We start from the raw sequence: 23,545 nt of genomic DNA, 5'->3' as shown, positions 1-23,545 counted from the left end.
TCAGGGTATCAAAAACTCTGGCGTCCCGGTACCGGGTCTGACCCAAGTCGGATATTGCGTGCTAGGGGTTCCAGTGCAGGAAGTTGCGGTACAGGGCCAGCCCGTGGTCGGCGCTTTTCTCGGGGTGGAACTGGGTGGCAAAAATATTATCGCGTGCAATGGCCGCCGTAAAGCGCGCGCCGTAGTCGGCCTCGCCGGCGATGTGGTGCGCATCTGACGGCCGGGCGTAAAAGCTGTGTACGAAATAGAAATACGAGCCGTCCGGTACGCCGGCCCACACCGGGTGGGCTTCGGGCGTGCCGGCCCCATTTTGGTGAACCTGGTTCCATCCCATCTGGGGCACCTTGTAGCGGCTGCCGTCGGGCTGTATCTGGCCGGCCAACTCGAACTTGATGACTTCGCCAGGGATCAGGTTCAAGCCTTTGGTGCCTGCGCCGCCGTCGCCAGGCATACCTTCTTCGCTGTGCGTGAGCAGCATCTGCATACCCACGCAGACACCAAAGAGCGGCTTATGGGCCGCAGCGTGCAGCACCGACTCCAGCATGCCGGAGTCGGCCAGCTCGCGCATGCAGTCGGCAATGGCGCCCTGGCCTGGCAGCACGACGCGCTCGGCGTTCATCACGTCTTCGGCTCTGGAGGTGACCATCACCTCAAAGCCGCTACCCGCGGCGACATGCCGAACGGCCTGCGACACAGAGTGCAGGTTGCCCATGCCGTAGTCGACCACGGCGACAGTTTTGGGTTTTGCCATCAGGATTGGGAAAGTATTTTGCTACAAATTTAATAGCTGCTTGCCCACATCTTTATTGGGCTAGAGCCCTAGAAGGCATTGAATCAGCGGGGAAGGTTATAGCGAGCCCTTGGTCGAGGGAATCACGCCGGCAGCGCGCGGATCGATCTCCAGCGCCATGCGCAGCGCGCGGGCGAAGGCCTTGAACACGGTTTCAGCCTGGTGGTGGGCGTTTTCGCCTTTGAGGTTGTCGATGTGCAGCGTGACGAACGCGTGATTGACGAAGCCCTGGAAGAATTCGTAGGCGAGCTGGCTGTCGAAGGTGCCGATCATGCCGCTCTTGAAGGGCACATGCATCTCCAGGCCAGGGCGGCCCGAGAAATCAACCACCACGCGCGACAGCGCTTCATCGAGCGGCACATAGGCGTGGCCGTAGCGGCGCAGGCCCTTCTTGTCGCCCACGGCCTTGGCCACCGCTTGGCCGAACGTGATGCCCACGTCTTCCACCGTGTGGTGGCCGTCAATGTGCAAGTCACCCTTGGCCTGGATGTCGAGGTCGATCAGCCCGTGGCGGGCGATCTGGTCCAGCATGTGGTCGAAAAAGCCGATGCCCGTGGAAAGGTTGGCCTTGCCGGTGCCGTCGAGGTTGAGCTTGACGGTGATCTGGGTTTCGGCGGTGTTGCGCGAAACCTCGGCGGTTCTCGGCGTAGAAGGAGCAAGGGTGGGGGTGGTCATAGGGATTCTTTAAGCGCCGCCAGCATGTGTGTGTTCTCGTCTGCGGTGCCGACCGTCAGGCGCAAACAATTGGCCAGCAATGGATGCATTTTAGAAACGTTTTTGATGAGGACCTTGCGCGACCGCATGCCCTCAAAGGTCTTGGCGGCATCGGGTACGCGCACCAGGATCATGTTGGCGTCGCTTTTCCAGGCTTGTACGCCGGGCAAGGCCTTCAGCGCGTCAAAAATGCGCGTGCGCTGGAAAAGGATGTCTTTGGCCTGGGCGGCGAACACCTCCTGGTGGGCCAGCGCAAACAGCGCGCACTCGTAGTTGAGCACGCTGATGTTGTAGGGCGGGCGCACCTTGTCGACCTCGGCGATCAGCGCTTTGGGGCCCATCATGTAGCCCAGGCGCACGCCGGCGAGGCCAAACTTGCTCATGGTGCGCATCAGCAGCACATGCTTGTGTTTTGCGATGCGGTTGATATAGCTCTTGCTGGAAAACGGCTGGTAGGCCTCGTCCATGACCACCAGGCCACCTTGTTCGCCCACGGCTTCGATGATTTTTTCGATCACCGCGTCGTCCCACAGATTGGCCGTCGGGTTGTTCGGGTAGGCCAGGTAAATAATCGAAGGCTTGTGCTCCTGGATGGCAGCCAGCATGGCGGCTTCGTCTAGCTCAAAGTCGGCCGTCAGCGGCACGCCGATGAATTTCAGCCCCTGCAGTTGCGCGCTCATGGCGTACATCACAAAGCCCGGCAGCGGCGCCAGGATGGAACCCCCTTCCACGTCGCAGGCCATGGCCAGCAGCGAAATCAGCTCGTCCGAGCCATTGCCCAGCATGATGTCAAAGCCCTCGGGCATGCCTGCGTGGGCAGCCAGTGCGCGGCGCAGGTCGTTGACGCGGCCGTCGGGGTAGCGGTTAAGCGCGACCGCGCCCAGCCGCTCGCCCAGCTTGGCCTGCAGCTCAGCCGGCAGGCGGTGCGGGTTCTCCATCGCGTCGAGCTTGACCATGCCAGCCGAGTCCTGGATGGCGTAGGCGTGCATGGACTGGACGTCCTGGCGGATCAGTTGCTTGAATTTCGGATCTAGCGAAGGAGTGGATTCGGTCATGGAGCTTGCTCCAGCAGTTCAATGCCGGTTTTAAAAGGGTTGATCACCTGGACACCGCCGTAGTGCTGCTCGTGCGTCAGGCCCTCACTGAGCAAATAACGGCACCCCAGGTGCTGGGCCGCGGCGACGACGAGACTGTCGCGGTAATGCAGGCCGTAGCGGCTTTCCACCGCCCAGGCGGATTCGACGGTCGCGTGGTCGGTTTGCCAAGGTTGCCAGAGCTCGTAGCGGCGCACTTCGGCACGCGCATCGCCGGCAGGCATGGGCGGATTGATCTTGCGGGTGGCCAGCAGGTAAAACTCATTGAGCACCTGCGTGCTGATACGGCCCATGCCACGCTGCCACAGCACCGTCAGCCAGGCCAGGGCGGCTTTTTGCTTGGCAGGGTCGGCCCCGTCTTCGCTGTAAATCAGGATGTCGGCGTCGACAAAGACGCCGCCTGTGGTGGTGCTGCCGCTCATGCGCCGCGCTCGTCAAGGTCGATACGGGTGGGATAAGGCCGCCCGTCAGACACCCAAAGCCGCGCCTTGTTCTGCCAGTCGTGCATGGCGCGCTGGTAGGCGTCGGTGCGTTGCATCTTTTCGGTCAGCATCTCGCCCACCAGGCGCGAAACGCTGGTATTGCGCTTGGCCGCCTCCACCCGCACCCATTCGAGGGCGGCGTCGTCCACGGTGATGGTGACGTTCTTCATGGACTGAAGTTTACACGAAATTCGTGTAACACGAAGTTCGTGTAAGAATTCCCACTAATTCAGAAAGAATTTCAGCGTTTTCATGTCCAGGCCGAGGTTTTCCGCGTGGGGAAGGTTTGAATCAATCCACTCTCGATGCGCTGAATCCAGCATTTGCCAGGAATTGTTGAAGTCCCCCAACCAGCGCTGGATGCCAGTGAGGCACAACCGGCTGTGTTGGGAATGCAGGCCGGCGATTTCCAGCAGCAAGGCCAGCTCCAGCCACTTGTCGAGCGACCGGGCCCAGCGGTGAAGGCGTCGCGCGATCGCGTCCGAGGCGGCCTGTGCGGCCAATTCCCGCCATTGAGTGTGTGACGGCTTCAATTCCAGGGTCAGCGCGGCCTGCATGGCGGCGCGACCCACGGCCGATATCTCGCTCACCACGGCGGGCAATAGCAGCGGCCTGGCATCGTCGGGCGACAGCCGCGCTAGCGTCAACAAGGCTGCGCCCCGCACAGTCGGGGCCGGGTGTTTGAGAAAAATCGAATTCGCCAGATCCGCATAGTCCTTTTTGCCGCTTGACCCGAGCAAAAGCAGGCCGACGCGGATATCGCAGGAACTGGCATCTGGTGACCGGACGCGCTGCTCGGTCAGGGCCAGCAAGGCTTCCCGCGACAGGCCGGACAGCTTGAAAGCCTTGTCGCGCAGGGCGGCATAAGGCGACATCAGATGGCTCATCGCGACTTCGCGAGCCTTGGCAGGGTCGACGCGCCACAGCATGTCGAGCCCATACCAGCGCAGGTAGCTCCGGGAGCTCGCCAGCAGCGACTGCGCATAGCCAGCCTGCTCGCTGGCCGGCAGGTTGCGAATCATCTGCAATGCCCGCCCCTGCAGGGTCACGTCAGCCTTCGCCAATCCTAGCTCGATCAAGCGGGCCCGAGGAAAGGCTGATCGCTCCAGTAGCACAAAACAATAGCGGGAGTGCTTGCGCGAATCGCTGGCGCCGGCCGCTTCGAACAACGCGGCCAGATTCTGGTCTTCAATCAGCCGTGAATCGAATTTCGCAATGAAGTCGGCATGATCCTCTCGTCGCCTTGAAACCAATTCGGCGAGTGCCGGAAGGTGGGGCAAAAGGGTTTCGACGTCCGCATCGTGTAGCCAGTCGAGCGCCACTCGCTTCGCCTTCGTCCGTATCGGTGATACCCAGTCATTGCAAAGCCCGAATACCTCCGTCCACAAGGCCGTCGCATGCAGCGAATCCACTCGGCTCAGGGCCGCTTCACGCAAGTAGCCATTGCCATCGCCAAGCAACCGGCGCAACTCCTCAACATCAGCCATGTCCCGGATTTGGGAGATTCCGGCTTCCAGCCAACGCTTGTACTCGTCGCTACTGGAGAAATAGGGCTCGGGCTGCGAAGCCTGCGTCCGGGCCAGTCCCAAGGCGACCTGGATTTTCTCGATCAATGTCGCCATGGATCAGGCAGTAGTTTGGAATCGAAAACTCACTTCAACCGCATCTCGGCCGCCCGCGCATGCGCCTGCAAGCCTTCGCCATAAGCCAGCTCGGCGGCAATCTTGCCCAGCACTTGGGCGCCAGCTTCGCTGACTTCGATCAGGCTGGAGCGCTTCTGGAAGTCGTAGACACCCAGCGGTGAGCTGAAGCGCGCTGTGCCGCTGGTGGGCAACACGTGGTTGGGGCCGGCGCAGTAGTCGCCCAGTGATTCGCTGGTGTAGGCGCCCAGGAAGATGGCGCCGGCGTGTTTGAGCAGCGGCTCCCACTTGTGCGGGTCGCGACTGGAGACCTCGAGGTGTTCGGGCGCGATGCGGTTGCTGATCTCGCAGGCCTCTTGCATGCTGCGGGTGTGGATGAGCGCGCCACGGCCGGTAAGAGACTTGGCAATGATCTCGGCGCGCGGCATTTCAGGCAGCAAGCGGTCAATCGAGGCCTGCACTTCATCGATGTACGCGGCGTCGGGACACAGCAGGATGCTTTGCGCGAGCTCGTCGTGCTCGGCCTGGCTGAACAGGTCCATGGCCACCCAGTCGGCGGGCGTGCTGCCGTCGGCCAGCACCAGAATCTCAGACGGCCCGGCGATCATGTCGATGCCGACCGTGCCGAAAACGCGTTTCTTGGCGCTGGCGACGTAGGCATTGCCTGGGCCGGTGATCTTGTCGACCTTGGGCACGGTATTTGTTCCGTAGGCCAGCGCAGCCACGGCCTGCGCACCGCCGATGGTGAAGGCGCGGGTGACGCCGGCCACGTAAGCGGCAGCCAGCACCAGGGCGTTTTTCTCGCCCTTAGGTGTTGGCACGACCATGATGATTTCGCCAACACCGGCGACGTGGGCTGGAATCGCATTCATCAGCACCGACGACGGGTAAGCGGCCTTGCCGCCGGGCACGTAGATGCCCACGCGGTCGAGTGGCGTGACCTTCTGACCCAACAGAGTGCCGTCTTCGTCGCGATAGCTCCAGCTTTCGCCGCTGGCCTTCTTTTGGGCTTCGTGGTAGCTGCGCACGCGGCGTGCGGCGGCTTCGAGCGCGTCTCGCTGGGCTGCGGGAATCGCGTCAAACGCGGCTTTCAATTCGGCTTGGGTGAGTTCAAGCTGTCCCATGGAAGAGACGTTGAGCCCGTCAAAGCGCGCCGTGTATTCCAGCACTGCCGCATCGCCGCGCTGCTGAACATCCGCCAGGATGTCGGCCACGCGTTGCTCGATGGCCGCGTCGGTATCGGCGGACCAATGCAGCCGCGCCTTGAATTCAGCATCAAAAGTGGCTGTAGCCGTTGAAAGACGTGCGGGAGCAGCTACTAATTTCATAGCATCAGGCTTTTGACGAAGGTGGCGATATGGCGGCGGACAGGTCGTCGATCAGCTTGCGGATCGGCTCCTGTTTGAGTTTGAGCGCGGTCTGATTCACGACCAGGTGCGAGCTGATGTCCATGATGCGCTCGACCTCGACCAGGTGATTGGCCCTGAGCGTGCTTCCGGTGGAGACCAGGTCGACGATCGCGTCGGCCAGGCCGGTGAGGGGCGCCAGTTCCATGCTGCCATAGAGCTTGATCAAATCGACGTGCACGCCTTTGGTGGCGAAGAAGTCGCGGGCAATCGCCACGTACTTGGTGGCCACTTTCAGGCGCGAGCCCTGGCGCACGGCGGCGGCGTAGTCAAAGCCTTCGCGCACTGCCACGCTGATGCGGCATTTGGCGATTTGCAGGTCAAGCGGCTGGTACAGGCCCTGGCTGCCGGATTCGAGCAAGGTGTCTTTGCCGACCACGCCCAGATCCGCGCCACCGTATTGCACATAGGTGGGCACATCCGTGGCGCGCACCAGCACCACGCGCAGGCCGGGCTGGTTGGTGTCCAGGATCAGCTTGCGGGATTTTTCCGGGTCATCAAGCACCTCGATGCCAGCGCTTCGCAGCAGCGGCAGGATGTCGTCAAAGATACGGCCTTTGGACAGCGCTAAGGTAATCATGCTTTGACTCGCTCTATGTCGGCGCCGATTCCGCGCAGTTTTGCTTCCATCTGGTCGTAGCCGCGGTCCAGGTGGTAGATGCGGTCGACCAGCGTTTCACCTTCGGCTACCAAGCCGGCAATCACCAGGCTGGCGGAGGCGCGCAAATCAGTCGCCATCACGGTCGCGCCGGAAAGCTTCTCAACACCTTCCATGACAGCGACCTTGCCCTCGATCTGGATCTTGGCACCCAGACGCACCATCTCGTTGACGTGCATGAAGCGATTTTCAAAGATCGTCTCGGTCACAGTGCTGCTGCCCTGCGCGATGGCGTTGAGCGCCATGAACTGGGCCTGCATGTCGGTCGGGAAGCCGGGGTACTCGGTCGTGCGGAAAGATTGCGCCTTCATCCGGCCGCTGGCCTGGATGCGGATGGAACCCTCGTTTGCCGTCACGGTCGCTCCGGCTTCGCGCAGCTTGTCGATCACGGCATCAAGGTGGTCAGCGCGGCCGTGCTTCAACATCACGTCACCGCCGGCAGCCGCTACCGCGCACAAAAAAGTGCCGGTCTCAATGCGGTCGGCTACCACCTGGTGGATGCAGCCATGCAGGCGTTCCACACCCTGGATTCGGATGCGGCGCGTGCCGTGGCCTTCAATCTTCGCGCCCATCTTGATGAGCATTTCAGCGAGGTCGCCGATCTCGGGCTCTTGCGCGGCGTTTTCCAGAATCGTTTCGCCTTCGGCCAGGCTGGCGGCCATCAGGAAGTTTTCAGTGCCGGTCACGGTCACCATGTCGGTGGTGATGCTGGCGCCCTTCAGGCGCTTCTGACCGGCCGGCAGTTTGGCGATCATGTAGCCGTGCTCGACCACGATCTCGGCGCCCATGGCCTGCAGGCCCTTGATGTGCTGGTCCACCGGCCGCGAGCCGATAGCGCAACCGCCCGGCAGCGACACGGTGGCTTCGCCGAAGCGCGCCAGCAGCGGGCCCAGTGCCAGCACCGAGGCACGCATGGTTTTCACGAGTTCGTAGGGGGCTTCTGGCGAACTCAGGGGCCCGGCGTTGATCACCACGGTGCTGGGCCTTGCCTCGGTGCGCTCGGCCTCCACGCCCATGTTGCGGATCAGCTTGAGCATGGTGGAAACGTCCTGCAGGCGCGGCACGTTTTGCAGCGTGACCGTATCGGCCGTGAGCAGCGCGGCGCACAGCTCCGGAAGCGCGGCGTTCTTGGCGCCCGAGATTTCGACCGTGCCGGCCAGCGACTTGCCGCCCTTGATGAGTAATTTGTCCATGTCGTTTTTCAGTTCGCGTTGTGGTGCGTTGTTGTTATTGTGGATTGTTGGCCCATTCGGCCGGGGTATAGGTTTTCATCGACAGCGCATGCACCTCGTCGGTCTGCATACGGCCGCCCAGCGTGGCATACACCTTCTGGTGTCGCTGGATCAGGCGCAGGCCCTCAAAAGCGCTGGACACCACGGTGGCGTACCAGTGCCGGCCGTCGCCCGACAGCTCAATGTGCTCGCAGGGCAGGCCCGCGGTGATGATGGCTTGGAGTTCTTCGCTGGTCATAGGTTGTCTATTGGGGCATGAGACGAAAGTCTCCGCAAGCAGGGGCCGCGGAACTGGCTTTGCCAGGCCGCAGGCGCAGCGCCCCCTCGGGGGGCAGAGAGCGACACGAAGTGCGCGAACGTGGGGGTCATATTTCTAGTGACGTATTTTGTAGCCGGTCCGCAGCAGGTTGACGGCCACCGCGCTGACGGCCAGCAAGGCGGACGCCACGATACCCAGGCTCAGCCACGGCGAGACGTCGCTGACGCCGAAAAATCCGTAGCGAAAACCGTCGATCATGTAGAAAAACGGGTTGAGGTGGCTGACCTTTTGCCAGAAAGGCGGCAGCGAGTGGATCGAATAGAACACCCCGCTCAGAAAAGTCATGGGCATGATGACGAAATTCTGGAAGGCTGCCATCTGGTCGAACTTTTCAGACCAGAGGCCGGCGATTACGCCCAGCGCGCCCAGCATAGCGGCGCCCAACACCGCGAACAGCACGATCCACAGCGGCGCCACAAAAGCAGGTTGGCCAAAAAACACGGTGACGGCAAACACGCCCGTACCCACCAGCAACCCACGCGCGACCGAAGAGCCGACATACGCAAAGAACCAGTGCCAATGCGACAACGGCGTAAGCAGCACAAACACCAGGCTGCCCATGATCTTGCTCTGGATCAGTGAGGAGGAGCTGTTGGCGAACGCGTTTTGCAACACGCTCATCATCACAAGGCCGGGCACCAAAAAGGCGGTGTAGCTGACCTGGTCGTACACCTTGACCTGATCTTGCAGCACATGGCCGAAGATCAGCATGTAGAGCACGGCCGTCAGCACGGGCGCGCCTACGGTCTGAAAACCCACCTTCCAGAAGCGCAGGGTTTCCTTGTACAAAAGTGTTTGCCAGCCAGTCATGTCGCTACTTTCTCGAGGTCTACCGCCACAGCCGTAGCCTCTACCGCCGGCTTCTTGTTCATGACATCCAGAAAAACATCTTCCAGATCGGCCTTGCGGATTTCAACATCTTCGGCTACCAATCCCGCCTCACGGATCGCTGCGAGATACTGCTCGATCTCGTTGGCGTTGTGCGCCGGAAACTGCACGATGCGCCCGATAATGCGGGCCTGCACAGCCAGATGCCCGGGCAGCTCGCTGTCGATCTTGAAGCGCAGCACATTGGAGGACGCGGCCTTGAGCAGCTCGGACGTTTGCGCCAGCGCGACCACCCTTCCCTGCTTGAGCATGGCGATGCGGCTGCACAAGGCCTCGGCTTCTTCAAGGTAATGCGTGGTGAGCAGCACGGTGCTGCCCTGCTTGTTGAGTTTGGCGATGAACTGCCACAGGGTCTGGCGCAACTCGACGTCGACGCCGGCTGTGGGCTCATCGAGCACGATGACTTGCGGCTTGTGCACCAGCGCCTGCGCGACCAGCACACGGCGCTTCATGCCGCCCGAGAGCTGGCGCATATTGGCGTTGGCCTTGTCGGCCAGGCCCAGGCTGACCAGTAACTCATCAATCCAGTCGTCGTTGTGCTTGATGCCGAAATAGCCCGACTGGATGCGCAGCGCCTCGCGCACGGAGAAAAATGGGTCAAACACCAACTCCTGCGGCACCACGCCGAGCTTGCGCCGGGCGTTGACGTAGTCAGCCAGGACATCACTGCCGTGCACTTTGACAGTGCCGCTGCTGGCCCGCGACAGGCCGGCCAGGATGCTGATCAAGGATGTTTTCCCAGCGCCGTTAGGCCCCAGCAAGCCGAAAAATTCGCCCTGCCGGATATCAAAACTCACATCGTCAAGCGCCTTGACGACAGGCCCCGTCTGGTTTCGCGCGGATGAATAGGTTTTGGAGACGGACTGGAATGAGATCGCTGGCATGAGCCCGTCATTTTAAGGGCGGATGCTGTTTTTACCGGGCTCGGCGGCCGAATGCCCCGCTCCAAGGTCCACAGCGGGCGAAGAATGCCGGAAACGGCGTCTCAGGCAGCCGGGGCGGCAGTGGCAGGAATCAGCTCCGCCACACCATAAAGGCCTGCGAGCTGACGCAGGCGGGCCGGCAGGCCGGCGACCGAAAACGTCTTGCCGGCGGCCAGCGCTTCACGCCGGCACTCCAGCAGCACTGCCAGTGCGGAGGAGTCAAACTCCTTCAGGGCGCCCGCATCAGCCACCACACCGCCCTGCTCGGCTAGCACGGCCTGCTTCAGACCGCGGGCAAACCCGGCCGCTTCAGCATGCGTAAGGACGGAGGGAAGCGTCAGCACAGGTATTTACCTGTTCAGGACTTTTTGGCGGCCGCGCCGGTATTGGACTGGTTACGCTGCACCAGCGATGCGATCAGGCCATCCACGCCCTTGGCGCTGATCTCCTGCGCAAACTGCGTGCGGTAGGTTTCCACCAGCCAGACACCGAGCACATTCAGGTCATAGATCTTCCAGCCCGAGGGGGTTTTTTCCATGCGGTAATCGAGCTGGACGGGGTCGCCCCGGCCCAGCACTTCGGTACGAACCACCACCTCGGTGTCAGCCGGTTCTGCGCGCAGAGGTTTGACGTTGACACTCTGGTCGCTGACCTGAGCCAAGGCGCCAGAATAGGTGCGGATCAGCAGGATCTTGAACTCGTCCTGAAGCTTCTTTTGCTGCTCCGGCGTGGCCTGGCGCCAATTGCGTCCGACGGCAGAGGCCGTCATGCGCGTGAAGTTCACATTGGGCATGATCTTGCTATCGACGAGCGCAAGCACCTTGGTGAGGTCGCCAGCTTTCACGGCCTTGTCTGTCTTGATGTTGTCCAGCACCTCGGCCGATACGCGCTTGATCAGGGCATCGGGTGCCTCGTCAGCTGCGCGAACAAACGGCGCCGATCCCAACAGGGCCAGGCTGAGGACAGTGGTGAATAGATGGCCAAGTGTTCTACGTTTCATGATTTTCCTTCTATGACGAAGCATGCGGTTGCAAAAATGCCATACCTTTTAGAGATCTGCTGCAACCGATGGTTCGATGGTTATTCTGTGCGATGGTTTCCGGGCTGTGGATGAAGTTTTACGGCAGTCTTGTAAATATTGTTTGCAATCAACAGCCTTCAACTCCTCCTCAAGCCCGGCAGGACACTATTTGGCCGCAGGCGCCGGTGCTGCTGGTGCGGTGGAGGCACCCTCAGGCAAATCGTAGCGCTCTTCTTTTTCTACCGAAGCGCCACCTATGAGGCTGCGGCGACGCTGCAGGTAGATTTCGCGGGTAAAACTGTATTTATCCAACGCGGCCTGGTCCAGAACGTCACCGGCTCCCAGGACATTGGCGCGGATGTTAACCAGTCGAAGAGCCGTCAGGGAGTTACGGATAGGAACATCATGGGTACGGCTTACCAGGTCACCCTGGTAGTCAACCAGCGTACCCACCGAGTCGCGTGCAGAAGAAGGGCCCAACAGAGGCAGTACCAGATAAGGGCCCGACCCCACACCCCAGACGCCCAGCGTCTGGCCAAAGTCTTCCGTGTGTTTGGGAATCTTCAAGTCGGTCGCGACGTCAAAAATGCCGCCTACACCCCAGATCGTATTGGTCGTGACACGGAAAAAACTTTCACCGGCGGCCTGGCCTTTACCCTGGAGCAGGTTATTGACGGTAGACCACACATCGGAAATGTTGCCGAAAAAATTAGTGACACCGGTACGCACAAGCTCAGGGGTGACGTCCCGATACACGGTTGCTACGGGCTTGACCACCGCACGGTCCAGGCCGTCGTTGAAGTTGAACATCGTGCGGTTGAACGGCTCAAGCGGATCGGCCGGACTGGCATTGGGGCCGCTCGCACATCCCTGAAGAAGCGCCAACGCAAGCAGGGCCACAACCCAGCCCCCCATTTTTTTCATCGTGTTTTCCGTCGTCATTTTTTTTCTGGCTTCCCTGGTGGCGGTGCAGCCCCTGATCCAGAGCTGCTGTCCGCCGCTTTACTGTATAAAAACTGGCTGATCAGGTTTTCAAGCACGACGGCCGACTGTGTGTTTTTGATCACGTCGCCCGCAGCAAAATTCTTCTCGTCCCCGCCGGCTTCCACGCCGATGTATTGCTCGCCCAGCAGTCCGCTGGTCAAGATTTTCAGCGAACTGTCTTTGGGAAAGACGTAGCGGCTTTCCATGGCCAGGGTGACGCTCGCCTGATAGGACTTGTCGTCGAAAGTGATATTTTCAACCCGTCCGACCACCACACCGGCACTTTTTACCGCGGCACGCGGCTTCAGGCCCCCGATATTGTCGAACTTCGCCGTGATCTTGTAAGAAGTGTCGAAATTCAGGGAAAGAAGGTTGGCAGATTTCAGCGCCAGAAACAGGATGGCAGCGCCCCCAATCAGGACAAACAGGCCAACCCAGAGATCATTTTTTGAGCGTTGCATGGTTCTTCTTTCAGTGGCCCGGGAGGGCAGCCCTGCCCATGCGGGCCGCTTCAGCCCTGCACCATCCATTCAAGGCAAACACTGGAACGGTGGATTTTCTCATGGACGGATTAAAAATGTTTTAGGGGTGATTCAAAGGCCGGATCAGACGCTGAACATGGCAGCGGTCAGCAAAAAGTCCAGCCCCAATACGGCCAAAGACGCCACCACTACGGTACGCGTAGTGGCACGCGAGACACCCTCCGGCGTCGGCTGGGCCTCAAAGCCCTGGTGCAAAGCCACAAAAGTAACCGTGACGCCGAAGACAAAGCTCTTGATGACGCCGTTGCCCACATCGCGCCAGACATCCACACCGCCCTGCATCTGGCTCCAGAAGGAGCCGGCATCAATGCCGATCATGACCACGCCGACCAGCCAGCCGCCCATGATGCCCACCGCACTGAACACCGCGGCCAGCAAAGGCATGGCGATGATGCCGCCCCAGAAACGGGGCGCCAGAATGCGCCGGACCGGGTCAATCGCGGTCATTTCCATGTAACTCAGCACTTCATCGCGCTTCATGATGCCGATTTCGGCCGTCAGGGCGGTGCCAGCACGCCCGGCAAACAGCAGGGCCGTGACGACAGGCCCGAGCTCACGCACCAGGCCGAGCGCCACCAGGAGGCCCAGCGCGCTTTCAGAACCGTAGCGCTGCAGGGTGTAGTAGCCCTGCAAGCCCAGCACAAAGCCGACAAACAGGCCTGACACCGCAATGATGGCCAGCGAATAGTTGCCCAGGAACAGGATCTGGTCTCTTACCAGCCCGAACCGGGCCAGCGCCGGCCCCGTCAGGGCCAGCAACTTCGACATCAGGCGAGCCGCGTAGCCGATTTCCGCCATCTGCTTGCGTACGGCATATCCGAGGTCGGACAGGAGTCGGACAGGGCTGTAGCGGCTCATGACTGCCCCTTGCGGGATGCGGGCTGGCTGCCGAAGTCCGATACGACTTCAGGCCCTGGGTAATGGAATTTCACGGGCCCCTCGGCAAGCCCGTTGACGAACTGGTGCACCAGCGGGTCGGTCGAATTCCTGACTTCGTCGGGCGTGCCTTGCGCGGCAATGCTGCCGTTGGCCAGGATCACCACCTTGTCAGCGATGCGAAACGTCTCTTCAAGGTCATGCGACACCACGATGCTGGTGATGCCCAGTGTGTCGTTGAGCTCGCGGATCAGCTGGGCAGCGGTGCCCAGCGAAATGGGATCCAGCCCTGCGAAGGGTTCGTCGTACATGATGAGTGCGGGATCCAGGGCGATGGCCCTCGCCAGTGCGACGCGCCGCGCCATGCCGCCGGACACCTCGCTGGGCATCAGGTCCCGCGCGCCACGCAGGCCGACCGCATTGAGTTTCATCAGCACGATGTCGCGGATCAACCGCTCGTCCAGGGCGGTGTGCTCGCGCAGGGGAAACGCGACGTTGTCAAACACGCTCAAGTCGGTGAACAGTGCCCCAAACTGGAACAGCATGCCCATGCGCCGCCGCGCCGCATACAACTCAGGCTGGGCCAGCTTGCCGATGTCCTGCCCCTCAAACATGACGGTGCCGCTGATGGCCTTCTGCTGCCCGCCAATAAGGCGCAGAACTGTGGTTTTTCCGCCTCCCGAAGCGCCCATCAGCGCCGTTACCTTGCCACGTGGCACGGACAGCGTGACCTTGTTCAGGATGACGCGATCACCGGCGGAGCCGGGATAGGAAAACGTCACATCCTTGAACTCAACCAGTGATGAAGCGGAAATGTCGGCCATTGAAGGGAAAAGGACAGGCCAACTGCGTGCTGGCCGGGGATAAGTAATACCGAATGATACGGGGTTTGCCCTTATACATTCCACGGCCTGAGACCAAAAACCCTCAGCCGGTAAGCGCAAGCAGCAGGGAGGGCGAACCAGGGTGGCGGGGTTTCAAGGCAAATAACGATCGCGAGCCACAACTATCCGGCGCAAGCAGCTATTTTTTTGATAGCAGTCAGTTTTTTCGGTGTTATTTGCCAAACAGGCTGCTGTGCGCAAAGCGCAACGCCCGTCACACCAGACAGGGGGTTCCTGAGTCCAAACCCATTTCTACACACATGGCACTGGCTTTGGCACTGCCTGCTGCCCTGGCGCCTGGGGTTTACCTAACCGCCCCTCGGGGCGATTTGTGAAGGCCGGGTACAGCGCTTAGCGAGGCAGGTCGCTGTAACCCATCAAAAACTCGTCCACAGCACGCGCTGCCTGGCGGCCTACGCGCACCCCAAGCGCAAGCTTGGGGTTTACCTAACCGCCCCTCGGGGCGATTTGCGAAGGCTGGGCACGGCGTTAGCGAGGCAAATGGCTGTAGCCCATTAGGAACTCGTCCACGGCACGCGCGGCTTGGCGGCCTTCGCGAATCGCCCAGACCACCAGGCTCTGGCCACGGCGGATGTCGCCGGCGGCAAACACCTTCGGTACGTTGGTGGCGTAACCGCCGGTGAAGTCGGTGTGGGCCTTGGCATTGCCGCGGTTGTCTTTCTCAATGCCGAAAGCCTCCAGCACGGAAGCCACTGGCGAGACGAAGCCCATGGCCAGCAACACCAGGTCGGCCTTGAGGGTTTGTTCCGAACCCGGCACTTCGACCATCTTGCCGTCTTTCCATTCGACGCGAACAGTCTTCAGGCCGGTGACCTTGCCTTTTTCGCCGATCAGTTCCTTGGTGGAGATGGCGAACTCGCGCTCGCAGCCTTCTTCGTGGCTGGAAGACGTACGCAGCTTGATTGGCCAGTAAGGCCAGGTCATGGGGCGGTTCTCTTCTTCGGGCGGCTGGGGCATCAACTCAAACTGGGTGACGCTGACCGCGCCGTGGCGGTTGCTGGTGCCCACGCAGTCGGAACCGGTGTCGCCACCGCCGATCACGATGACATGCTTGCCGTCGGCGCGTAGCTGGCCCTTGACCTTGTCGCCGGCATTGATCTTGTTTTGTTGGGGCAAAAACTCCATCGCGAAATGCACGCCGTCCAGGTCACGGCCGGGCACGGGCAGGTCGCGCGACTGCTCGGCGCCGCCGGTGAGGATTACGGCGTCAAAGTCTTTTTGCAGCTGCTCGGGGGCAATGCTTTCCTTGGCCCAGTTGGTGACCTTGGAATCTTTTGGCAGACTGCCGACCATCACGCCGGTGCGGAAGTTCACGCCCTCGGCCTTCATCTGCTCGACGCGGCGATCAATATGGACTTTTTCCATCTTGAAGTCGGGGATGCCGTAGCGCAACAGGCCGCCGATGCGGTCGTTCTTTTCAAACAGCGTCACATCGTGGCCGGCGCGCGCCAGCTGCTGCGCGGCGGCCATACCGGCGGGGCCGGAGCCGACCACGGCAACCTTCTTGCCGGTCTTGTGCTTGGGCATCACGGGCTTGACCCAGCCTTCGGACCAGGCGCGGTCGATGATGGCGTGCTCAATCGACTTGATGCCGACGGCGTCGTCATTCACGTTCAGCGTGCAGGCGGCTTCACAGGGCGCGGGGCAGATACGGCCGGTGAACTCGGGGAAATTGTTGGTGCTGTGCAGCGTGTCAATCGCGTTTTTCCAGTCGGCGCGGAACACCATGTCGTTGAAGTCGGGAATGATGTTGTTGACCGGGCAGCCGCTGTTGCAAAACGGCGTGCCGCAGTCCATGCAGCGCGCGGCCTGCTTGTTGGCCTGCGCGTCGTCCAGCCCGATGACAAATTCCTTGTAGTTCTTCAGGCGCTCCGGCACGGGCTTGTAGCCCTCCTCGATGCGCTCGTATTCCATGAAGCCGGTGATTTTTCCCATGATGCAGTCCTGTGCAATTCTTTAAGCGTTTTATGCCTCTAGCCCTTTAACAAAGGGCGCGAGCAGCTATAAATTCGATAGCAATTAGTTGTGAGTGACGGCGCGGCCGGTTATTTGGCCGCCACTGCTTCCTGGTTGGTGGCGACCTGAGCTTTTGTGGTCTCGGTCGAGGCTTCCAGGCGGCGTTCCTTGCGCTCGATCAGGGCCTTCTTGTATTCATTCGGGAAGACCTTCACAAACTTCAGGCGTGACTCGCTCCAGTTGTCGAGCAGTTCGCGCGCGCGCTTGCTGCCGGTCCAGCGGTTGTGGTCTTGCAGCAGGCGCTTGAGCAATTCTTCGTCGCTTTGCTCGGCATGCCAGTCAGCCTTGTCATGGGTGTGCTGTTCGGCCGTGGTGACGATGCGGTCCATCGACACCATGGACGTGTTGCAGCGCGTGGCAAACAAACCGTCTTCGTCATACACGTAAGCCACGCCGCCGCTCATGCCGGCGGCGAAGTTGCGGCCGGTCTTGCCCAGCACCGCGACGGTGCCGCCCGTCATGTATTCACAGCCGTGGTCGCCCGTGCCTTCAACGACGGCCGTGGCGCCTGACAGGCGCACAGCGAAGCGTTCGCCGGCCACGCCGCTGAAGAAGGCTTCGCCGGTGGTCGCGCCGTACAGCACAGTATTGCCGACGATGGTGTTCTTCACCGCGTCGCCGCGGAAGTCGATGCTGGGGCGCACGACGATGCGGCCGCCGGACAGGCCCTTGCCGGTGTAGTCGTTGGCATCACCGATCAGGTACATGGTGATGCCTTTGGCCAGGAAGGCGCCGAAAGACTGGCCGCCCGTGCCTTCGAGCTGGATGCGCAGCGTGTCGTCCGGCAGGCCCTGTGGGTGGTGGCGTGTCAGCTCGCCTGACAGCATCGCGCCGACGGTGCGGTTGACATTGCGCGCCACCTCGATGAACTGGACTTTTTCACCCTTTTCAATCGCGGCTTTGGATTTTTCGATCAGGCGCACGTCCAGCGCCTTGCCGAGCGCATGGTCTTGCTCCATCACATGCATACGCGGCACGTCGGCCGGCACGTTGGGCTGGTAGAACAAGCGGGCGAAATCCAGGCCGCTGGCTTTCCAGTGTTCGATGCCTTTTTGCGTGTCGAGCAGGTCGGCGCGGCCGATCAGGTCGTCAAACTTGCGCACGCCGAGCTGCGCCATCAGCTGACGGGCCTCTTCGGCGACGAAGAAGAAGTAATTGACGACGTGCTCAGGCTTGCCGCTGAATTTCTGGCGCAGCACCGGGTCTTGCGTGGCGACACCGACGGGGCAGGTGTTGAGGTGGCACTTGCGCATCATGATGCAGCCTTCAACGACCAGCGGCGCGGTAGCAAAACCGAATTCGTCGGCGCCCAGCAGCGCGCCGATGATGACGTCGCGGCCGGTTTTCATCTGGCCGTCGGCCTGCACGCGGATGCGGCCGCGCAGGCGGTTGAGCACCAGGGTCTGCTGGGTTTCGGCCAGGCCGATTTCCCAGGGTGAACCGGCATGTTTAATGGACGACCAGGGCGAAGCGCCCGTGCCGCCGTCATGGCCGGCGATCACCACGTGGTCGGACTTGGCCTTGGCCACGCCCGCGGCAATGGTGCCGACGCCGACTTCACTTACCAGCTTGACGCTGACGCTGGCGCGCGGGTTGACGTTCTTCAGGTCGTGGATCAGCTGGGCCAGATCTTCGATCGAATAGATGTCGTGGTGCGGCGGCGGCGAGATCAAACCGACGCCGGGCACCGAGTAGCGCAACTGGCCGATGTATTCGCTGACCTTGCCGCCGGGCAACTGGCCGCCTTCACCGGGCTTGGCGCCCTGCGCCATCTTGATCTGGATCTGGTCGGCCGACACCAGGTATTCGGCCGTGACGCCGAAGCGGCCCGACGCGACCTGCTTGATGCGCGACCGCAGCGAATCGCCGTCTTGCAGCGGCAAATCCACCTCGACCTGTTTCGGGCCGATCACGCTTTTCAGCGTCTCGCCCTTCTTGATCGGGATGCCTTTGAGTTCTTGCCGGTAACGGTTCGGGTCTTCACCGCCCTCGCCCGTGTTGCTCTTGCCGCCGATGCGGTTCATCGCCACAGCCAGCGTGGCGTGGGCTTCGGTGCTGATGGAGCCCAGCGACATGGCGCCGGTGGCAAAACGCTTGACGATCTCTTTGGCCGGCTCGACCTCATCAATCGGGATGGCCTTGGAGGGGTCAATCTTGAACTCGAACAAGCCGCGCAGGGTCATGTGGCGGCGGTTCTGATCGTTGATCAGCTGGGCGTATTCCTTGTAGGTGTTCCAGTTGTTGGAGCGCGTGGAATGCTGCAGCTTGGCGATGGCGTCAGGCGTCCACATGTGGTCTTCGCCGCGCACGCGCCAGGCGTATTCGCCGCCGGCGTCCAGCATGTTGGCCAGCACCGGGTCGTCACTGAAGGCTGCGCGGTGCATGCGCAGCGCTTCTTCAGCGATCTCGAACACGCCCATGCCTTCGACCTGGCTGGCGGTGCCGGTGAAGAACTTGGCCACGGTGTCACGGTTCAGGCCGATGGCCTCGAACAGCTGCGCGCCGCAGTAGCTCATATAGGTCGACACGCCCATCTTGGACATGATCTTGGACAGGCCCTTGCCGATGGCCTTGGTGTAGTTGTAGACGGCCTTGTCGGTGCTGAGGTCGCCCGGCAGGCCCTTGGACAGCTCAGCCAAGGTTTCCATGGCGAGGTAGGGATGCACGGCTTCGGCGCCGTAGCCGGCCAGCACGGCGAAGTGGTGCACTTCACGGGCGGAGCCGGTTTCAACCACCAGGCCGGCGGTTGTGCGCAAGCCTTCTTTCACCAGATGCTGGTGGATGGCCGACAGGGCCAGCAGGGCCGGAATGGCGACCTGGGTGGCGCTGATACTGCGGTCGCTGATGATCAGGATGTTCTTGCCATCCTTGATCGCGTCAACTGCCTCGGCGCACAGTGAAGCCAGCTTGGCCTCGACGCCCTCGTGGCCCCAGGCCAGGGGGTAGGTGATGTCCAGGGTGTAGCTCTTGAACTTGCCCTGCGTGTGCGCTTCGATATCGCGCAGCTTTTGCATGTCGGCCACGTTGAGCACCGGCTGGCTCACTTCGAGCCGCATAGGCGGGTTGACCTGGTTGATGTCCAGCAGGTTGGGCTTGGGGCCGATGAAGGACACCAGCGACATCACGATGGCTTCGCGGATCGGGTCGATGGGCGGGTTGGTCACCTGCGCAAACAGCTGCTTGAAGTAGTTGTAGAGCGGTTTGTTCTTGTTGGACAGCACGGCCAGCGGACTGTCGTTGCCCATGGAGCCGGTGGCCTCTTCGCCGTTGGTTGCCATGGGAGACATCAGGAACTTGATGTCTTCTTGTGTGTAGCCGAAAGCTTGTTGCCTATCGAGCAGAGCGATGTTGGACGCGGCTGGAGCGGTCACAGGAGCCGCCTTGGCCGCCTTACCTGCCACATCGTCCAGCTTGATGCGCAGGTTTTCAATCCACTGCTTGTAGGGCTTGCTGTGGGCCAGCGTAGCTTTGATTTCCTCATCGTCGACCATGCGGCCTTGTTCCAGGTCGATCAGGAACATCTTTCCGGGCTGCAAGCGCCATTTGCGCACGATCTTGTGCTCGGGAATCGGCAGCACGCCGGATTCGGAGGCCATGATGACCAAGTCGTCGTCGGTCACGCAGTAGCGCGAGGGGCGCAGACCGTTACGGTCCAGCGTGGCGCCGATCTGTCGGCCGTCAGTGAACACGATGGAGGCCGGGCCGTCCCAGGGTTCGAGCATAGCGGCGTGGTATTCATAGAAGGCCTTGCGGCGCTCGTCCATGGTGGTGTGCTGCTCCCAGGGCTCGGGGATCATCATCATCACGGCCTGGCTGATGGGGTAGCCGGCCATGGTCAGCAACTCCAGGCAGTTGTCGAAAGTGGCGGTGTCGGACTGGCTGGCAAAGCTGATCGGGTAGAGCTTTTGCAAGTCGGCGCCCAGCACCGGCGACGACATCACGCCTTCGCGGGCCTTCATCCAGTTGTAGTTGCCCTTGACGGTGTTGATCTCGCCGTTATGTGCCACGTAGCGGTAAGGGTGAGCCAACGGCCACTCGGGGAAGGTGTTGGTCGAGAAGCGCTGGTGCACCAGGCCGAGCGCCGAAACGCAGCGTGGGTCTGTCAGGTCACGGTAGTAGGTGCCCACTTGGTCAGCCAGCAGCAGGCCTTTGTAGACCACCGTGCGGCTGGACATGCTGGGCACGTAATATTCTTTGCTGTGCGTCAGGCGCAGGTTCTGGATGGCGGCGCTGGCGGTTTTGCGGATGACGTAGAGCTTGCGCTCCAGCGCGTCCTGCACGATGACGTCGTTGCCACGGCCGATGAAGATCTGGCGCAGGATGGGTTCCTTTTCGCGCACGGTGGGCGACATGGGCATGTCGCGGTTGACCGGCACATCGCGCCAGCCCAGCAGCACCTGGCCTTCGGCCTTGACGGCGCGCTCCAGCGCCTGCTCGCATGCCAGGCGGGAGGCGTGCTCTTTTGGCAAAAACACCATGCCGACGCCGTATTCGCCAGGTGGCGGCAGCTGCACGCCATGGCCGGCCATTTCTTCGCGGTACAGCGCGTCGGGCAGCTGGATCAGGATGCCGGCGCCGTCGCCCATGAGCTTGTCAGCACCCACTGCGCCCCGATGGTCCAGGTTTTCGAGGATCTTCAGGCCCTGCTGGACGATGGCATGGCTTTTGTGCCCCTTGATATGCGCCACAAAGCCGACGCCGCAGGCATCGTGTTCGTTCGCACCGGAGTACAAACCGTTTTCTTCAAAATGCTTGATTTCAGCAGCCGTGGCCATGGCAATTCCTCGTCAGTTGGGATGAGGGCGATGCCGCACGACCTTTCAAAACAAGGCTTGGCAACGCTCCCATCCGCAAGGTTCATAATTTTTCGCAGGGAATGGGAGCATATTGCATTGCAACAACAATGCCAAGTGTTTTTAAATGGGGTCAGATACTTATTAGTTCTCGATTATTTTCATCAACATTTAATCGGGGACACATCAAATTTGATAGCATCTTGCCCGCATGAAACCTGGACTACAGGTCTTTTTGATCTTCAGCTTTCACCCGGACAGGCCGCCCAGGCTGGTTTTTGGTGAGGCGGCGATCGGTTCGCTTCTGCAGTTCGGCGATGAAGCCTTCGTCGCCCAAAACCCAGCCGCTGAGCGCGGAACGGGTCAGCCGGTCCTGCTGCTCCGGGCTGATGCCGGCACGCACCAGTTCGGCATAGGCCGCTTCACGGGCAAAGGGTGTATTGCCCAGTGCCCAGACCAGAGGATGCGGCGTTAGAAGACTGTCGATTCGCAAGCCCGCGTAGTGTCCATGGCTGGACCACGGATAGTCCCTGGTCTCGGCCACCAGCCCCGCCCGCACCGGATTGAGGTCAAGATAGGTCATGCAGGGAAGCAGGTAGCGCTCGGCTTCGATTACGGTAGCCCGATAACGTCCTTCCCACAGGGTGCCGGAGCGCCCCTGGCTGTCGTTGAAATAACGCACATAGCGCCTCCCCGCGGACTGCATCATCTGCGGCAGGCCGTCAGCCGTGGACGGTGTCGCGAGCAAATGAAAATGGTTGCCCATCAACACGTAAGCATGCAAGGCGACGCCAAATTTCCGGGCGTTTTCTTCCAGAAACCCCAGCAGTACCGGATAGTCAGCCGCTGATGAAAAAATCTCCCCGCGGTTATTGCCCCGCTGGATGATGTGATGGACATAGCCGGGAAGGGTGAGACGGGGAAGGCGCGCCATGGAATGCAGTACCTGAAGTTTGCACCATCATATTGGAATCCGACCCCAATTCTTTCACCCAACCTCTGATCGCTCGGAGCACCTCTTCTCGTGGCGCTCCGAGTGAAGCCGCCTAGCGAACGACTTTGCCGTCGGGGGTGATAGTGACCAAATCGATTGCACGCACCGAATCGTATTTCTTGCGGCGCAGGTTGACGCGAAAGCCGCCCACGTCGTAGTCCGTCATGGTCTCAAACGCCTTTTGCAGGCCTGCCCTGTCGGGCTTGCCGCTACCGGCCGCGCTGCGGCGCACGCCTTCGGCAAAGGTCTTGGCGGCGATGTAGCCCTCGACACTTTCATAGCTGGGCGTCTGGTCGGTCTGGTTCAGCACATCCAGGTATTCCTTGATGATCGGCGTGCCGGTACTGCGCGGTGAAGGCACCACCTGCGAGATGACAACCCCGCCGATCTCCTTGCCCAGCGCGCTGAACAGCGGATCAATCCCCACCACGGAGAAATTGAGGAACTGCCCTCCAAAGCCAGCCTGACGCATCTTGCGGATAAAGGCGGCCGATGAATTGAACAAGCTGACCTGGATGATGGCCTGCGGCTGCGCCTTCATCAGTTGCGCGACCGCAGCGTCCACCTTGTCGCTATTGACTGGCGACAATGCGCTGCCGACGATAGGCGGACGTTTCAGGTCAATCAAGGCCTGGTTGACGGCGGCCAGGCCGCCCTTCCCCATTGCATCGTCTTCGGCAAACACGGCAATGCGGTCCTGGTTCAACGTGGCGCAGTGACGCGCAATCTTGTAAGCCTCATCTGCCAGCGCTGGACGCACATGGAAAACGTTGACGAGCGCGGGATCATGCAGCGCATCTGAAGCGGCAAACGGTGCGAAAAACAGGGTGCCGGAAGCTTTGGCTGCGGCGAAAGCCGCATCACAGCTGGCCGTACCGGTGAAGCCGAATAGCGCATCCACGCCTTCATCGATCAGCAGCTTGGCGTTGGTAGCGGCCTTGGCCGGGCTATAGCCGTCGTCAAGCGCTTTGACTTCGATCTTGTAGCCACTCACGCCGTTTTTGGCATTGACGGCGTCAAAGTAGATCTTGGCACCGTTCAGGTAGGCCAAGCCAATCTGGTCGGCCGCTCCGGTCAGAGGCACAGACTGGCCCAGAACAATTTTTTTGACCCCCTTGGTGCCTTGCGCCCACAACGCGGGACTCGCCACAGCGACACCCGCCGACACACCACCAAGAATTAATTGACGCCGATTGAAGCTCATGACAACACCTTTTGAGATACGAGATAGCCATAGCAGGTTTGATGCCTGTAATGAAGCATGCGCT

Annotated in this window: 22 protein-coding genes; all 22 read right to left on the bottom strand. The window is 61.1% G+C overall.

Going from position 1 to position 23,545, the window contains the following annotated elements:
- Nucleotides 1–61 precede the first annotated feature (61 nt).
- The 22 genes from hisH to ACQ4MS_RS13580 all read right to left on the bottom strand — a co-directional run bounded on the left by hisH (nucleotide 62) and on the right by ACQ4MS_RS13580 (nucleotide 23,481).
- Nucleotides 62–751, bottom strand: a complete 690-nt coding sequence (gene hisH, locus ACQ4MS_RS13685) for an imidazole glycerol phosphate synthase subunit HisH (protein WP_431095171.1) — start codon at nucleotides 749–751, stop codon at nucleotides 62–64.
- Between the two features lie 96 nt (nucleotides 752–847).
- On the bottom strand, nucleotides 848–1,465 hold the full coding sequence (hisB, locus tag ACQ4MS_RS13680; RefSeq protein ID WP_431095170.1) for an imidazoleglycerol-phosphate dehydratase HisB: 618 nt from the start codon (nucleotides 1,463–1,465) through the stop codon (nucleotides 848–850).
- Nucleotides 1,462–2,559 (bottom strand): histidinol-phosphate transaminase, encoded by a 1,098-nt coding sequence (hisC, locus tag ACQ4MS_RS13675; protein ID WP_431095169.1) that lies wholly within the window; start codon nucleotides 2,557–2,559, stop codon nucleotides 1,462–1,464. Before hisC ends, hisB begins: the two co-directional genes overlap by 4 nt.
- A complete protein-coding gene (locus tag ACQ4MS_RS13670) occupies nucleotides 2,556–3,020 on the bottom strand; it encodes a PIN domain-containing protein (RefSeq protein ID WP_431095168.1) in 465 nt (154 codons plus the stop codon). Before ACQ4MS_RS13670 ends, hisC begins: the two co-directional genes overlap by 4 nt.
- Nucleotides 3,017–3,250 carry a CopG family transcriptional regulator gene (locus ACQ4MS_RS13665; protein WP_431095167.1) on the bottom strand — a complete coding sequence of 78 codons (234 nt, stop codon included), beginning with the start codon at nucleotides 3,248–3,250 and terminating at the stop codon, nucleotides 3,017–3,019. Before ACQ4MS_RS13665 ends, ACQ4MS_RS13670 begins: the two co-directional genes overlap by 4 nt.
- 54 nt (nucleotides 3,251–3,304) lie before the next feature.
- Nucleotides 3,305–4,702, bottom strand: a complete 1,398-nt coding sequence (locus tag ACQ4MS_RS13660) for a hypothetical protein (RefSeq protein WP_431095166.1) — start codon at nucleotides 4,700–4,702, stop codon at nucleotides 3,305–3,307.
- Between the two features lie 29 nt (nucleotides 4,703–4,731).
- Nucleotides 4,732–6,048, bottom strand: coding sequence for a histidinol dehydrogenase (gene hisD, locus ACQ4MS_RS13655; RefSeq protein WP_431095165.1), 1,317 nt, complete (start codon nucleotides 6,046–6,048; stop codon nucleotides 4,732–4,734).
- A gap of 4 nt (nucleotides 6,049–6,052) precedes the next feature.
- Nucleotides 6,053–6,706 carry an ATP phosphoribosyltransferase gene (gene hisG / locus ACQ4MS_RS13650; protein WP_431095163.1) on the bottom strand — a complete coding sequence of 218 codons (654 nt, stop codon included), beginning with the start codon at nucleotides 6,704–6,706 and terminating at the stop codon, nucleotides 6,053–6,055.
- Nucleotides 6,703–7,977, bottom strand: a complete 1,275-nt coding sequence (gene murA, locus ACQ4MS_RS13645; RefSeq protein WP_431095161.1) for a UDP-N-acetylglucosamine 1-carboxyvinyltransferase — start codon at nucleotides 7,975–7,977, stop codon at nucleotides 6,703–6,705. The genes hisG and murA overlap by 4 nt, the downstream gene beginning before the upstream one ends.
- 34 nt (nucleotides 7,978–8,011) lie before the next feature.
- Nucleotides 8,012–8,254, bottom strand: coding sequence for a BolA family protein (locus ACQ4MS_RS13640; protein ID WP_431095159.1), 243 nt, complete (start codon nucleotides 8,252–8,254; stop codon nucleotides 8,012–8,014).
- 135 nt (nucleotides 8,255–8,389) lie between these two features.
- Nucleotides 8,390–9,145, bottom strand: coding sequence for an ABC transporter permease (locus ACQ4MS_RS13635; RefSeq protein WP_431095157.1), 756 nt, complete (start codon nucleotides 9,143–9,145; stop codon nucleotides 8,390–8,392).
- Entirely contained in the window at nucleotides 9,142–10,107 is a 966-nt protein-coding gene (locus tag ACQ4MS_RS13630; RefSeq protein WP_431095155.1) for an ABC transporter ATP-binding protein, read from the bottom strand. Before ACQ4MS_RS13630 ends, ACQ4MS_RS13635 begins: the two co-directional genes overlap by 4 nt.
- A 101-nt stretch (nucleotides 10,108–10,208) precedes the next feature.
- Nucleotides 10,209–10,490, bottom strand: a complete 282-nt coding sequence (locus tag ACQ4MS_RS13625; protein WP_431095153.1) for an STAS domain-containing protein — start codon at nucleotides 10,488–10,490, stop codon at nucleotides 10,209–10,211.
- Nucleotides 10,491–10,504: 14 nt separating this feature from the next.
- A complete protein-coding gene (locus tag ACQ4MS_RS13620) occupies nucleotides 10,505–11,146 on the bottom strand; it encodes an MlaC/ttg2D family ABC transporter substrate-binding protein (RefSeq protein ID WP_431095152.1) in 642 nt (213 codons plus the stop codon).
- Nucleotides 11,147–11,332: 186 nt separating this feature from the next.
- Entirely contained in the window at nucleotides 11,333–12,109 is a 777-nt protein-coding gene (locus ACQ4MS_RS13615; RefSeq protein ID WP_431095151.1) for an MlaA family lipoprotein, read from the bottom strand.
- On the bottom strand, nucleotides 12,106–12,612 hold the full coding sequence (gene mlaD, locus ACQ4MS_RS13610; RefSeq protein WP_431095150.1) for an outer membrane lipid asymmetry maintenance protein MlaD: 507 nt from the start codon (nucleotides 12,610–12,612) through the stop codon (nucleotides 12,106–12,108). Before mlaD ends, ACQ4MS_RS13615 begins: the two co-directional genes overlap by 4 nt.
- Before the next feature lie 144 nt (nucleotides 12,613–12,756).
- The gene (gene mlaE, locus ACQ4MS_RS13605) at nucleotides 12,757–13,551 is read right to left on the bottom strand and encodes a lipid asymmetry maintenance ABC transporter permease subunit MlaE (protein ID WP_431095149.1); all 795 of its coding nucleotides are present in this window, start codon (nucleotides 13,549–13,551) and stop codon (nucleotides 12,757–12,759) included.
- Complete coding sequence (locus tag ACQ4MS_RS13600) at nucleotides 13,548–14,393, bottom strand: ABC transporter ATP-binding protein (RefSeq protein WP_431095148.1); 846 nt, start codon at nucleotides 14,391–14,393, stop codon at nucleotides 13,548–13,550. Before ACQ4MS_RS13600 ends, mlaE begins: the two co-directional genes overlap by 4 nt.
- Nucleotides 14,394–14,942: 549 nt before the next feature.
- On the bottom strand, nucleotides 14,943–16,409 hold the full coding sequence (locus ACQ4MS_RS13595) for a glutamate synthase subunit beta (protein WP_431095147.1): 1,467 nt from the start codon (nucleotides 16,407–16,409) through the stop codon (nucleotides 14,943–14,945).
- Nucleotides 16,410–16,519: 110 nt separating this feature from the next.
- On the bottom strand, nucleotides 16,520–21,265 hold the full coding sequence (locus tag ACQ4MS_RS13590) for a glutamate synthase-related protein (RefSeq protein ID WP_431095146.1): 4,746 nt from the start codon (nucleotides 21,263–21,265) through the stop codon (nucleotides 16,520–16,522).
- A gap of 241 nt (nucleotides 21,266–21,506) precedes the next feature.
- Nucleotides 21,507–22,217, bottom strand: coding sequence for a transposase (locus ACQ4MS_RS13585; protein ID WP_431095144.1), 711 nt, complete (start codon nucleotides 22,215–22,217; stop codon nucleotides 21,507–21,509).
- Nucleotides 22,218–22,329: 112 nt separating this feature from the next.
- On the bottom strand, nucleotides 22,330–23,481 hold the full coding sequence (locus ACQ4MS_RS13580; protein WP_431095143.1) for an ABC transporter substrate-binding protein: 1,152 nt from the start codon (nucleotides 23,479–23,481) through the stop codon (nucleotides 22,330–22,332).
- Between the last annotated feature and the right edge of the window lie 64 nt (nucleotides 23,482–23,545).

It is taken from the genome of Polaromonas aquatica (genome assembly GCF_050626995.1).
Classification (GTDB): domain Bacteria; phylum Pseudomonadota; class Gammaproteobacteria; order Burkholderiales; family Burkholderiaceae_C; genus Polaromonas; species Polaromonas aquatica_A.
This window is presented reverse-complemented; position numbering and strand designations above follow the sequence as displayed.